The sequence below is a fragment of the Streptomyces sp. NBC_00670 genome, from assembly GCF_036226765.1.
Taxonomy (GTDB): domain Bacteria; phylum Actinomycetota; class Actinomycetes; order Streptomycetales; family Streptomycetaceae; genus Streptomyces.
This window is the reverse complement of sequence record NZ_CP109017.1, coordinates 870,439-883,144: the sequence shown is the minus strand read 5'-3', so window position 1 is coordinate 883,144 and position 12,706 is coordinate 870,439. Positions and strand designations below refer to the sequence as shown.

Genomic DNA, 12,706 nt, shown 5'->3' with positions numbered 1-12,706 from the left:
GTCTCACCGCTCCCAGTGGTTGGTGTTGGTGACGGTCCCGGCGCTCAGGTACCCCGCGAAGAGACCCTTCGGGTCGCGTACGGCCCGGATCTCCTGGAGCCGCCGCCACTGCTCGTCCCCCATGAACTTCAGCTGCCGCACGGTGAAGTCGGAGTCGCCGAGGTACTGCCCGGCCGTGACCGGCTCCAGCTCCGCCATCGCCCCGTCCAGCCAGGCGCGCAGCTCCGCGTCGCGCCCCGGCTCGTCGTGGACGACGTACGAGGCGCAGTAGATCTCCGACTGCAGCGAGAACGCCATGTCGGCGGGCCGGCGCAGCGGGGCCATGGAGAACCAGATGGTGAACGACTGCGGCGTGGGCAGCCCGGTGTACACCGTCCGCATCGCCGGGACGACCTCCTCGGCCGGTCCGGTCAGCCAGGCGTTGTCCACGAAGTAGCGGTGGCCCTCGGGGTTGGCCACCCGCTGGGCCTCGATCTGCTCGGCGAGGGTGGTCGGCCGCGCCTCCACCCGGAACAGCGCCCGGTCCGCGTACGGACACGCGTGCAGCGGGGCCAGCGCCTCGTCGGCCTGCTCGGGGGTGTCGGTCATCGACAGCCCCGTGACCAGCAGCACCCGCTCGTCCCGGTCGGGCAGCGTCTGCGTCACCGCGACGATCTCCACCAGCTCCGAGACGGTGTGGTGCATCCCGTGCAGCCAGGTCATCACCTCGTCGAACAGGTCGAGCGGGTAGGCGTGCACGGTGTGCGCCAGATGGCCGGGCAGTGGGAGGGTACGCAGGTGGAACCGGGTGACCACGCCGAAGAAGCCGGGCCCGGCGCCGCGCGCCGCCCAGAACAGGTCGCTGTGGTGCGTCTCGTCCGCGCGCACCAGCTCGCCCTCGGCGGTGACGACGTCGAGCGCGACGACGTTCTCGGCCGCCCAGCCCCAGCCGCGCGCGTTCCAGCCCTGCCCGCCCTGGAGCAGGAAGCCGCCGATGCCGACGGAGGGACAGTGCCCGCCGTTGAAGAAACGGCCGAACCCGCCCAGATACGGGTTGAGTTCGTCGCCGCCCTTGACGCTGGGCGTGACCGTGGCGATCCCGGTGACCGGGTCGTACGCCAGCTCGCGGAAGTTCCCGAGGTCGATGAGGAGCGCGTCCCCGCGCACCGACCACACCGCCCAGCTGTGGCCGCCGGAGCGCACGGACACCTGCCAGCCGCGCTCCACGGCCAGCCGGACGCCTTCCACGACGTCCTGCTCGGAGGCGGCCTCCAGAACGGCGGCGGGCCTGCGGTCCGACGGGCGCCGGTGGTTGAACACGCGGCCGAAGCAGGCCTCCTCGAAGCCGGGGTCGCCGGGGAAGTACAGGGTGCCGGTGAACCGGCCGGTGTTCACGGGGGTGCTCGGGTTCATGGGGGCGCTCACTTGATCGCGATCGGATTGACGGGGGCGCCCACCGCGCCGGTGACCGGCAGCGGAGCGGCGACCAGGAGGAACTCGTAGACGCTGTCGGCGGCGCAGTCCTCGGCCAGTGCCTCCAGGTCCCACATCTCGCCCAGCGGCAGGCCCATGTTGGGAATGGCGATCTGGTGCAGCGGCGACATGGCCGGCTCCGTGAACTCGTAGGGGCGGACCTCGAGCCCCCAGGTGTCGGAGGCGATCGCGGCGATCTCGGTGCGGTGCAGCCAGCCGAGCGTGGTGAACGACAGCCCGGGCGCGTCCCCGGCCGCGTACCCGCCCCACTCGCCCAGCCGCCGCACCCGGCCCAGCTGCCCGGTGCGGACCAGGACGAGGTCGCCCCGGCGGACGGTCGACGTGGCGCCCTGGGCCTCGATCGTGGCCCGCAGGTGTTCCTCCCGGATGGGGAAGCCGTCGGGCAGTTCACCCCGCTCGCCGCCGACCGCGCGGCCCACGTCGAGCAGGACCCCGCGCCCGGTGAACGCGTCCCGCATGTGCTCGATGCCGGTCACCGAGTCGCCGTCGCCGTTCACGATGGTGCACGGACGGCCGTTCCACGCCTGTTTGTTGTCGTAGATGTGCCCGAGGCCGTCCCACTGCGTGGAGGCCTGCAACGGCATCACCACGTGGTCGTCGGCGCCGCCGAAGCCGTGCGGGAAGCCCTGGGTGCCGGCGGCCGCGTCGGAGCCGGTGTCCTTCATGTAGTGCACCGGGTTGATCCGGCCGCGGAAGCCCCGCTGCGGGCCCGACTCGTTGAACTCCTGTGCCAGCGAGAAGGACCGGCCGCGGCGCACCAGACCCGCCGCGTGCGCCCGGATCGCGTCGTCGAGGAAGTTCAGCGTGCCCAGCACGTCGTCCTCGCCCCAGCGGCCCCAGTTCCGGTACGCGGCACGGGCCTTGGCGAGCTCCTCCTCGACCGGGCCGAGGGGTGCGGGAGGCATCGGGTGTGTCATCGGGTGTGTCCTTTCCACAGCAGGTCAAGGGCGTTGCTCCCGGCGATCGCGGCCCGGTCGGCGGGCGCGAGCCCGGCCGCGTCGAGCCGGGCCACCGGGTCGGTGACGCCCATGTCGAAGGGGTGGTCGGTGCCGAGCACCACCCGGTCCGCGCCCACCGCCCCGACCAGATGGCGCAGCGCGTCGGGCGTGTAGACCAGCGCGTCGAACCACATCCGGCGCACGTAGGCGCTCGGCGGCTCCGCGCAGCCCCGCGCGTCCTCGCGCACCCGCCAGGCGTGGTCCGAACGGCCGAGGTAGGTGGGCAGATAGCCGCCGCCGTGCGCGGCCACCAGCCGCAGCCCGGGGAAGCGGTCCAGGACCCCGGTGAAGATCAGGTGCGAGAGCGCCACCGTCGTCTCCACCGGCTGGCCGACCGTGTTGCCCAGGTACCGGGTGGCGAGCCGCTCGCCGAGCGAGCAGCCCCACGGGTGCACGAAGACCACCGCGCCCAGTTCCTCCGCCCGCCGCCACACCACGTCGTGCGCGGGGTCGGCCAGTTCGCGGCCGTCGACGGTGGTGGAGACGCTGACGCCGTACAGCCCGTACTCGGTGACGGCCCGCTCCAGCAGCGCCGCCGCGAGCTCCGGATGCTGCAACGGGAGGGTGCCCAGGCCGTACAGCCGCTCCGGGGCGGCGGCGCAGTGCGCGGCCACGGCCTCGTCGACGGTGTGCGCGAGCCGTTCGGCCAGGGTGCGGTCGGCCCAGTAGTGGTGCATCGGCATGGGGCCGACCACCTGGATGTCGACGCCCATCGCGTCGAGGTCGGCGAGCCGGGCCGCCACGTCGGTCAACTTCGGTGCCAGTCGCCGCAGTTGTTCCTGGTTGACGGCGAGGGAGGCGGGGGAGTGGGCGCGTTGCTCGGCCGCCAGCTCGGCGGCGAGGCCGTCGGTGCCGGTGCACAGCGCGTCGGCGGCGGGGACGGCGAGGTGGCCGTGGAAGTCGACGGTGGGGGCGGCCGGGTGCACGCGGAAGCCGGTGGGCGTGCCCGCGCCCGCGCTGGTCATGCGGCCTCCACCAGGGAGGCGAGCGTCTCCGACATGATCCGTGCCGGGTCCGCGCCCGGCGTGCCCGGGTGGATCTCCCAGTCGGCCAGCCGCAGCGAGTTCTCCAGCACCATCCGCACCCGCGGCAGCCGCCGGGCCATGAACGACTCCAGCGCCCGCTCCACCGGCTCCTCGCCGCACACCAGGTCCGCGAGCAGCACCGCGTCCTCCGTGCACATGGCCGCGCCCTGTGCGATCAGCGGGGGACAGGCGTGCGCCGCGTCGCCGATCACGAGCGTCCGGCCGCGGTGCCAGGGCCCGTCGACGAGGACCGCCTCGATCCACCGGTAGTCGACCGCCGTGTCCTCCGGCAGCGCGTCCAGGATCGCGCCCCACATGCCGCCGTACCCGGCGCCGCGCTCCCGCAGCAGCGCCAGCGGGGCGCGCGGCCCGATCAGCGAGGCGTCGAGGTTCTCGTCCAGGAGGTAGGCGTAGCACGCGTCGGGCGAGACGGGGCTGTAGCCGGCCTTGAAGCGGGGGCCGCCGTAGTACACCTCCGCGCAGTCCATCCCCGGCGGGCGCTTCGCCACCACCCGGAAGATCGACATGCCCACGGGGCGGGGCCGCTCCGCGATGCCGATCAGCTCCCGCATCCGGGAGTTGATGCCGTCGGCGCCCACCACCAGGTCGTACGTTCCGGTGGAGCCGTCGGTGAAGGTCACCTCGGCCCGGTCGCCGCCCGGCGGGCCGAGCCGCGCCACGCTCAGCCCCAGCCGCACCCGTACCCCGTGCGCGCGCACCGCGTCGCACAGCGCGTCCTGGAGGTCCGCGCGCAGGGCGCCGGCCGTCGCCGGGAGGTCGGGGCCGCCGGTGCGCGGGGTGGGCAGCTCGGTGAGGAGCGAGCCGTCGGCGCGGCGCAGCCGCATGGAGTCGAAGGGCACCGCCCGAGCCAGCACCCGGTCCAGCACGCCCACCGAGCGCAGCGCCTTCAGCGCGTTGCCCTGGACGGTGATGCCGTGGCCCACACCGAACCACTGGGGGGAGATCTCGACGAGATCGACGCGGACACCGCGCCGGGCGAGCGCGAGCGACAGCACGCTTCCGGTGATGCCGCCGCCGACGACGAGCACCTTCTGTACGGGCATGGGCGATCCTTGCGAAGGGGTGGATGAACAGGGCAGGCGGGGCACGCGCCGTCAGCGCGGCACCGGGCCGTCCGCGCCGCGGCGCGGCACCGACTCCCGGTAATGCTCGACGGCCGGCGGCGCGACGAAGAACGGCCCGACCAGGGCCCGCCAGCGCCCGAACCGTTCGGAGGCACGGAAGCCGGCCGTGTGCGCCTCGACCGACTCCCAGCCGACCAGCAGCAGGAACGTTCCCGGCCGCTCCACGCACCTCAGCAGCTCGGCCCAGCGGAAGCCCTCGGCCCCGGCGAGCACCTCGCGCGCCCTGCCGAACACCTCCCGGAACTCCGCCTCCCGGCCGGCCTGGACGGTCAGCTCGGCATGCTCGACGACCACGTCGTTCTCCTCGTGTTCGGGGTGCGTCGAGCCTCACCGGACGCACCGCGCGGGGTCAACGGATCGAGGCATCGGCAAGGGGGACGTCATCCATCCCGCACGGCGATGGAGCCGCAGTTCAGCGCCGTGCGGCGGCCTGATGGCAGCCATCGCCAACGGCCATTTCCGCCGCCCGCCGCCGCTGCCTAGCGTCGAAGGCGAACCCCCGCCCGTTTCCGGACCAGGAGAGCCGCCCGTGCCCGAACCCCTTCCCTCCCACGCCGGCCCGTTCGCGCTCGGCACCTTCGGCCCCCGGGAACCGTCCGGCGCCGTCTTCCCCGGCCTGGTCACCGGCCGGCGCGTGCGCGACCTGTCCGATCTGGTGCCCTCCGTGCGCGCCCTCGTCGAGGACTGGGACGCGCTGCTGCCCCGCCTGCACGACATGGCCGGCTCGGGGGACGGCACCTGGCACGACCTCGCCGCACTGCGTGTGCACGCCCCGATCGAGCCCGGCCAGATCCTGCAGAGCGGCGCCAACTACCGCAAGCACGTGGTCGATCTGGTCGCCGCCGAGAAGGAGAGCGTGCACGGCGCCACCCCCGAGGAGGCCCGCGCCGACGCCGAGGAGATGATGGACGTCCGCGCCCGCGAGGGTGTCCCCTACGTCTTCCTCGGCTCCCCGCGCGCGATCTGCGGCCCCTACGACGACATCGTGCTCCCCGCCCTCGGCGCACAGCACGACTGGGAACTCGAACTCGCCCTCGTCATCGGGAAACCGGGACGTGACATCCCCGTCGAGCGGGCCATGGAGCACGTCGCCGCCTACACCGTCTGCAACGACCTCACCACCCGCGACCGTCTCTACCGGCCCGACCTCAAGGCCATCGGCACCGACTGGTTCACCGCCAAGAACGCCGACACCTTCCTGCCCACCGGCCCCTTTCTTGTCCCGGCCGCGTTCGCCGGCGACCCCGGGGACCTGCGGATCACCCTGCGCCACAACGGAGTCGTCCGGCAGGACGAGTCCACCAAGGACATGATCTTCGACATCCCCCGGCTGCTCTCCTACGTCTCCTCGACCACCACCCTGCGCCCCGGCGACCTGCTGCTCACCGGCTCCCCGGCCGGCAACGGCGCGCACTGGGGCGTCTTCCTGCAGCCGGGAGACCTGCTGGAGGCGGAGATCACCGGACTGGGCCACCAGCGCAACACCGTCAGGAGCCACGCATGAGCTTCCAGCCGATCACCCATCTGCGCCATGTCGACCTCGCCGTTCCCGACTTCGCACGGCAGCGCGCCTTCTACGGCACCACCTGGGGCCTGACCGAGACCGCGAACGACGACGGACTCGCCTTCTTCGCCGCCGAGGGCAGCCCCGAGCAGTACATCGTCCGCATCCGCCGCGACGCCCGCAAACGCATGGACCTCGTCGCCTTCGGCGCCGCCTCCCGCGCGGACGTCGACGAACTGGCCCTGCGGCTCGGCCGGGCCGGTGTCCAACTGATCGGCGAGCCGAGGCCGTTGGACACCCCGGGCGGCGGCTACGGCCTCCGCTTCTTCGACCCGGACGGCCGGGTCGTCGAGGTCTCCGCCGACGTCGCCACCCGCACCCACCGGAGGGTCGAGGAGCGCGAGGCCGTCCCCGTCCGGCTCTCGCACTGCGTGGTCAACTCACCGAACCCCGAGGCACTGCGCGACTTCTACGTCCGCCACCTCGGCTTCCGGCTCACCGACACCCTGTACTCCGCGCACATGGGCGACCTCATGTACTTCCTGCGGTGCAGCCCCCTGCACCACTCCTTCGCCATCGCCCGCGGCCCCCATGTCTCGCTGCACCACGCCTCGTTCGAGATGCGCGGGGTGGAGGAGTACATGCGCGGCACCGGACGCGCGCTGCGCGCCGGCACCCGGCTCACCTGGGGGCCCGGCCGCCACCTCGCGGGCGACAACACGTTCTCCTACTTCCACGACCCGCACGGCAACACCGTCGAGTACACCACCGAACTCGCCGTCCTCGAAGAGGACCTGTGGCACCCCGGCCGGCACGACGTGGACGACCCGCTCACCCAGGACCAGTGGGGCACCGCCGACCCGATGAGCGAATCGGTCGCCAAGGAACAGTTCAACGACCCCGACGTGCTGTTCACCGCCCCGCCCGTCTGATCCCGCCAACCCACCCGAGAAGGGCCGCCGTTGTGGCAACCATCCTGAAGCACGCCGTCCCGGGGGCGCAGGTCACCGCCTCCCTCGACCAGGTCCGCGAGACCGTGACCGGTGTGATCGCGGACATCCGCGCACGCGGCGACGAGGCCGTGCGCGCCTGCTCCGAAAAGTTCGACAACTGGAGCCCCGACTCCTTCCGGCTGTCCGAGGAGGAGGTCGAGAAGATCGTTGCCACCGTCCCGCAACAGGTCCTGGACGACATCCGCTTCGTCCAGGAGCAGGTGCGCACCTTCGCCCAGGCGCAACTGGACTCCCTGGGCAGCTTCGAGGTGGAGACCCTGCCCGGTGTGAAGCTGGGGCAGAAACACCTTCCCGTGCAGGCCGCGGGCGCCTACGTCCCCGGCGGCCGCTACCCGCTCACCGCCTCCGCCCACATGACCATCGTCACCGCCAAGGTGGCCGGCGTCCCCCGCGTCGTCGCCTGCACCCCTCCGATCCGTGGCGAGATCCCCGCCGCCACCGTCGCCGCCATGCACCTCGCGGGCGCCGACGAGATCTGGCTGCTCGGCGGTGTGCAGGCGGTCGCGGCCATGGCGGTCGGCACCGACACCATGCGCCCGGTCGACCTGCTCGCCGGACCCGGCAACGCCTATGTCGCCGAGGCCAAGCGGCAGTTGTTCGGCGAGATCGGCATCGACCTGTTCGCCGGACCCACGGAAATCCTCGTCCTGGCCGACGAGAACGCCGACCCGTTCGTGTGCGCGGTCGACCTGCTCTCCCAGGCCGAACACGGCCCCGACTCCCCGGCCGTCCTGATCACCACCTCCCGCGAGGTCGCCGAGCGGACGATCACCGAGGTCGAACGACTGCTGCCCACCATGCCCACCCGCGACTTCGCCGGGCCCGCCTGGCGCGACCACGGACAGGTGCACCTCGTCGACTCCCTCGACGAGATGTACGCGCTCGCCGACGAGTTCGCCTTCGAACACGTCGAGGTGCTCACCGCCGAACCCCGGCTCGCGCTGGAGCGCATGACCCAGTACGGCGCCCTCTTCCTCGGCGAGGGCACCTGTGTGTCCTTCGGCGACAAGGTCATCGGCACCAACCACGTCCTGCCCACCCGGGGCGCCGCCCGCTACACCGGCGGGCTGTGGATCGGCAAGTACCTCAAGACGGTCACCTACCAGGAGGTCACCGACACCGCCTCGCAGGCCCTCCTCGGCCGGCTGTGCGGACGGGCCGCACGCGTCGAACTGTTCGAGGGCCACGCCCGCTCCGGCGACGTACGGGCCGCCCGGGCGGCGGGCGACGACCTGCCCTGGAACACCGCGTGAGCGCGCTCCTCGACGGGCGGACGGCCCTGGTCACCGGGGGCGGCGGCCCGCTCGGCCGGGCGTTCGCCCGCGCCCTGGCCGACGCCGGGGCCCGGCTGGTCCTCGTCGGACGCGACACGGCCGCGCTCGCCGACACGGCGGCCCGCGTCGAGAAGGACGGCGGACACGCCCGCACGGCCAGGTGCGACGTGTCCGACCCCCGCTCGGTCGACGCGCTTGCCGCCGAACTCGCCGACGAGGATGTGTCGTTGCTCGTCAACAACGCGGGCGTCGCCGGACCGGTGCGCCCGCTGGTCGACATCGCACCCGACGAGTGGGACACGGTGTTCGCCGCCAATGTGCGCGGCGTCTATCTGATGTGCCGCGCCTTCCTGCCGCCGATGCTCGCCGCCGGGCGCGGCGACATCGTCAACATCGCCTCCGTCAGCGGCAAGCGCCCGCTGCTCCACCGCACCCCGTACACCGCCTCGAAGATGGCCCTGCTCGGACTGACCCGGACCCTGGCCGGCGAGGCCGGACCGCACGGCGTGTCCGTCAACTCCCTCTCCCCGGGCCCGGTACGGGGACCGCGCATGGACCGCAACTTCCGGTTGACGGCCGAACTGACGGGCCGCACCGTCCAGGAGGCCGAACGCGACTTCGCCTCCCGGGCCGCCCTCGGACGCCTGGTGGAGGAGCACGAGGTGGCCCGGGCACTGGTGGCGATGCTCGCCATGCCCGGCCTCTGCGGGGCGGACATCGACCTGTCGGCGGGGATGATCGCACCGGCGTAGAGCAGGGGAGAACCGAGCGGAACGGCGGTGACGGTGGTGCCCGGAACTGCTCCGGGCACCACCGTCATAGTCGAAGAGGCAGCGCACGGTTGCGCATAAGCTGTGCGGTGATGTTCTCTCCCCAGGGGCCCGGCCTCCGTGAACTGGCCGTCCAGGCGCTGTCGTCCGTCGAACACGGCTACGACCTCCTCGCGCCCAAGTTCGACCACACGCCGTTCCGTACCTCGGACACCGTCCTGGAGGCGGTCGCCCGCGCCCTCACGGACCTCGGCCCCTTCGACCGCGGCCTCGACCTGTGCTGCGGCACCGGCGCGGGGATGAACGTGCTCCGCACGGTGTGCGGTACGAGCGTCACCGGTGTCGACATCAGCGCGGGGATGCTCACGGTGGGACGGGAGCGGTCGGCCGGGGGCGCGGCCCCGCCCCCGCGCGTCGACTGGGTGCGCGGGGACGCCCTGGCCCTGCCCTTCGGGCCGGTCTTCGACCTGGCCGTCAGCTTCGGCGCGTTCGGGCACTTCCTGCCCCGGGAGCTGCCGGCGCTGTTCGCCCAGGTTTATTCCGTGCTGCGGCCGGGCGGGCGGTTCGCGTTCCCGATCGGCGCCCCGCCGCCCCTCGCCTCGCCCTGGTACTGGGCCCTGCTCGGCTTCGACACGGCGATGCGGGTGCGCAACGCGGTGTGGCGACCGCCGTTCGTCATGTACTACCGGACGTTCCGCCTCGGCGACGTACTGCGCGCGCTGGACGGCGCGGGCTTCGCGACGGAACTGCGCGCCCTGCCGGAGTTCGGGCGGCGGCCGGACGGCAGCCCGCGCGGGCGACTGGTCGTCGCGACGCGGGCCGCCGCCGGCTGACGTCCGAGGGCAGGGGCTCAGACCCGGGCCGGGAGCCAGGCCAGCTGGGCCGCCTGCTGGTACGGGCCGCCGCCCTCGTGGTCGTTGAAGTCGTACACCTCGATCGCCTTGTCCTCGCCCGCCCACGCGTTGAACGCGGCGAACACCGTGGACGGCGGGCAGGTCTGGTCCTCCAGGGCCGCCGAGAACAGGGCGGGGGCGGTGCCGCGGGCGGCGAAGTGCACGCCGTCGAAGTACGACAGGGTGCGCAGCACCTGCTCGGTGCGGCCGCGGCGGGTCTTGAGGTAGTTGCCGATCTCCCGGTACGGGTCGCGGTCCGTCAGCGTCGTCGCGCGCGGGAAGTCGCACAGGAACGGCACGTCCGGGGCGACGGCGGCGAGGTCGGGCACGAGGCCGCCCACCGCGAGCGTGATCCCGCCGCCCTGGCTGGCGCCGACGGCGGCGGTGCGGGCCGGATCGGTGAGGGGGTGGGAACGGGCGGCCTCCACGGCGCGGACGGCGTCCGTGAACAGCCGCCGGTAGTAGTAGTCCTCCGGGTTCTCGATGCCGCGCGTCATGAACCCGGGGTAGGCGGGGCCGAAGCCCACCGGGTCCGGGGTGTCACCGCCGCCGCCCCAGCCGCTGCCCTGGCCGCGGGTGTCCATCACGAAGTGGGCGAAGCCGGCGGACGCCCACAGCAGGTGCGTGTGCGGCAGGCCGCGGCCGCCGCCGTAGCCGATGAACTCGACGACGGTCGGCAGCGGGCCGTTGGCCCACGCCGGGACCGTCAGCCAGCCCTTGACCGGGTGGCCGCCGAAGCCGGCGAACGTGACGTCGTGCACGCGGACGGTCTTCAGGTGCGTCTCGACGGGCTCGAAGCGGGCGTCCAGGTCGTGGGCGCGGGCCTCGTGCAGCGTCTTCGCCCAGAACGCGTCGAAGTCCTCGGGTGCGACGGATGCGCTGCGGTAGTCGCGGAGCTCGTCGAGGGGAAGGTCGAACAGGGCCATCGAGGACCGCCTTCTGCGACGTCGGGTGCCGGCCCGGGTGGCCGTACGCGGGTGATCACACGGTACGTGGCGGGCGGGGCGTGCAGAAGGGGGTTTGGAAAGGGCTTTCACCCGGCTCTCGGAGGGCGGGCGGGGGCCGGTCACGGGGTCCGGTTGCGCCACTCCGGTTCCGTGCGCTCCCACTCGCGTTCCCACTCCGCCATGCGGTGCCGTTCGCCGACGCGGCGGAGGGCGAGCCTGCCGACGAGGAGCACGGTGGCGGCGCCGCCGGTGGCCCAGATGCCGGTGGTCAGCGCGTGCTGCCAGACCATCGTGTTCGTCATCGGCGCGTCCACGCCGTGCCCCTGGCGGTCCAGCCAGACCTCGGCCCGGTCGCCCTGTTGGCTGCCGGCCGGGACCAGGGCGCGGCCGGTCCGCGTGGTGTCCGAGTGGGGGACGGTCCACCGCACCGCCACGCGGTACAGCGGCTGCTTGCCGCCCTCCGTGGAGGAGACGGCGGCGGGCGCGTCCTCGAGCAGGACGGCGGAGACCTGGTGGCGTTCGGCGCGCTGGGTGGTGGCCTGGGCACGCGCGTCGTCGTACGCGCGCAGGCCGGTGACGGCGCCCGCGAGAGGCGCGCCGACGAAGAGGAGGACGGCGACGATCAGGGCCGCCCATGCCTCGAAGACGTCCGAGCGGCGGCGCAGCGGATTGCGACGCCAGCGCCAGCCGCGCACCCGGGTTCGCATCTCGACCTCCTCGCCGCTCGGGTCCGCCCCGGCCGGCGTCCCACGCCGGGGCGACGGCGTTCGGCCCCCCTGTCGATTCTCCGCCCCGACCGAGGTACGGCGCACCTGCGGAGTGCCCGCGCGGGGCCACCCCAAACGGGGCGCCTCCGGCGGTGGGGCGGCGGGAGAGCGGAGGTCGGCCCCTCCGCACCCGGCCCCGGCAGGCCGGTGGCACACCCCGTGGGCGGGGGCCGGGGCCGGGTTTCCTCGCCCACGCCGCCCCTACCCGTCCCATCCCCGGGGGCTGCGCCCCCGGACCCCGGGAGGGGGCGTGGTCGGGTGCCGGTCCGTCGTGGCTTGTCGCGCAGTTCCCCGCGCCCCTTGGAAGCAGTCAGTCGGCAAGGTCAGGGCCTGCCGCGGACGGCGTGTTGTAGCGGGCCAGGTAGTCCGCGAACCGCGCGAGGTCCTCCTCGGGCCAGTCGGCCAGGCGGTCCCGGAACGCCTCGCGCCGCCGCTCCGTGACCTGCGCCAGGATGCGCGTCCCCGCCTCCGTCAGATGGAGCTCCTGCACCCGGTGGTCCTCCGCCGCGAGCCGCCGCTCGATCAGCCCGGCCCGCTCCAGCGCCGTGACCTGCCGGCTCACCGTCGACTTGTCGAGCGCGTAGTGCGCGGCGAGGTCGGTCGCCCGGCACCCCCCGCTGTCCTCGAGATGCCCCAGCAGCGTGTACGACACCAGGGACAGCTCCGGATGCATCCGCCCCGCCGACGCCCTGGCCCGGCGGGCGAACGCCGTCAGCTCACGGTGGATCGTCTCGACGGACCGCTCGGCCGCACTCAACGGAACGGAACCCCCTTCGGTTGCGCAGTACAACCAGCCTACGGCCCCCGCCGTGGAGGTCCAGGCCCGGAGGCCACGGCCCGGCTGCTAGGGTGACCGTCCCGGCGCGGACGGCCCCGCCGGAACCGGACGAGGAGGTG

At 73.5% G+C, this 12,706-nt stretch carries 13 protein-coding genes; 5 read left to right on the top strand and 8 right to left on the bottom strand.

The window, feature by feature from the left end; all coding sequences use genetic code 11:
* Positions 1-3: 3 nt before the first annotated feature.
* The 5 genes from OIE12_RS03825 to OIE12_RS03805 are packed head-to-tail and all read right to left on the bottom strand — an operon-like array spanning position 4 to position 4,935.
* Positions 4-1,392, bottom strand: a complete 1,389-nt coding sequence (locus tag OIE12_RS03825; RefSeq protein WP_329131720.1) for an FAD-binding oxidoreductase — start codon at positions 1,390-1,392, stop codon at positions 4-6.
* 8 nt (positions 1,393-1,400) lie between these two features.
* Positions 1,401-2,378 carry a cyclase family protein gene (locus OIE12_RS03820; RefSeq protein WP_443054024.1) on the bottom strand — a complete coding sequence of 326 codons (978 nt, stop codon included), beginning with the start codon at positions 2,376-2,378 and terminating at the stop codon, positions 1,401-1,403.
* A gap of 8 nt (positions 2,379-2,386) precedes the next feature.
* Complete coding sequence (locus OIE12_RS03815; protein ID WP_329131715.1) at positions 2,387-3,436, bottom strand: amidohydrolase family protein; 1,050 nt, start codon at positions 3,434-3,436, stop codon at positions 2,387-2,389.
* Positions 3,433-4,560, bottom strand: coding sequence for an FAD-dependent monooxygenase (locus tag OIE12_RS03810; RefSeq protein ID WP_329131712.1), 1,128 nt, complete (start codon positions 4,558-4,560; stop codon positions 3,433-3,435). The genes OIE12_RS03815 and OIE12_RS03810 overlap by 4 nt, the downstream gene beginning before the upstream one ends.
* A 51-nt stretch (positions 4,561-4,611) precedes the next feature.
* Positions 4,612-4,935, bottom strand: coding sequence for an antibiotic biosynthesis monooxygenase family protein (locus tag OIE12_RS03805; RefSeq protein WP_329131711.1), 324 nt, complete (start codon positions 4,933-4,935; stop codon positions 4,612-4,614).
* Positions 4,936-5,170: 235 nt separating this feature from the next.
* On the opposite strand from OIE12_RS03805, the gene OIE12_RS03800 reads away from it, so the two are divergent.
* The 5 genes from OIE12_RS03800 to OIE12_RS03780 all read left to right on the top strand — a co-directional run bounded on the left by OIE12_RS03800 (position 5,171) and on the right by OIE12_RS03780 (position 10,035).
* Complete coding sequence (locus OIE12_RS03800; RefSeq protein ID WP_329131710.1) at positions 5,171-6,145, top strand: fumarylacetoacetate hydrolase family protein; 975 nt, start codon at positions 5,171-5,173, stop codon at positions 6,143-6,145.
* Positions 6,142-7,077 (top strand): VOC family protein, encoded by a 936-nt coding sequence (locus OIE12_RS03795; RefSeq protein ID WP_329131709.1) that lies wholly within the window; start codon positions 6,142-6,144, stop codon positions 7,075-7,077. The genes OIE12_RS03800 and OIE12_RS03795 overlap by 4 nt, the downstream gene beginning before the upstream one ends.
* A gap of 32 nt (positions 7,078-7,109) precedes the next feature.
* Positions 7,110-8,411 carry a histidinol dehydrogenase gene (gene hisD / locus OIE12_RS03790; RefSeq protein ID WP_329131708.1) on the top strand — a complete coding sequence of 434 codons (1,302 nt, stop codon included), beginning with the start codon at positions 7,110-7,112 and terminating at the stop codon, positions 8,409-8,411.
* The gene (locus OIE12_RS03785) at positions 8,408-9,184 is read left to right on the top strand and encodes an SDR family NAD(P)-dependent oxidoreductase (protein WP_329131706.1); all 777 of its coding nucleotides are present in this window, start codon (positions 8,408-8,410) and stop codon (positions 9,182-9,184) included. The genes hisD and OIE12_RS03785 overlap by 4 nt, the downstream gene beginning before the upstream one ends.
* Before the next feature lie 110 nt (positions 9,185-9,294).
* The gene (locus tag OIE12_RS03780) at positions 9,295-10,035 is read left to right on the top strand and encodes a class I SAM-dependent methyltransferase (protein WP_329131704.1); all 741 of its coding nucleotides are present in this window, start codon (positions 9,295-9,297) and stop codon (positions 10,033-10,035) included.
* 17 nt (positions 10,036-10,052) lie between these two features.
* On the opposite strand, the gene OIE12_RS03775 is transcribed toward OIE12_RS03780, so the two are convergent.
* The 3 genes from OIE12_RS03775 to OIE12_RS03765 form a co-directional block, all read right to left on the bottom strand.
* The gene (locus OIE12_RS03775) at positions 10,053-11,021 is read right to left on the bottom strand and encodes an acetylxylan esterase (RefSeq protein WP_329131702.1); all 969 of its coding nucleotides are present in this window, start codon (positions 11,019-11,021) and stop codon (positions 10,053-10,055) included.
* 140 nt (positions 11,022-11,161) lie between these two features.
* A complete protein-coding gene (locus tag OIE12_RS03770) occupies positions 11,162-11,749 on the bottom strand; it encodes an Rv1733c family protein (RefSeq protein ID WP_329131699.1) in 588 nt (195 codons plus the stop codon).
* A gap of 370 nt (positions 11,750-12,119) precedes the next feature.
* Positions 12,120-12,566, bottom strand: a complete 447-nt coding sequence (locus OIE12_RS03765; protein WP_329131695.1) for a MarR family winged helix-turn-helix transcriptional regulator — start codon at positions 12,564-12,566, stop codon at positions 12,120-12,122.
* Positions 12,567-12,706 lie beyond the last annotated feature (140 nt).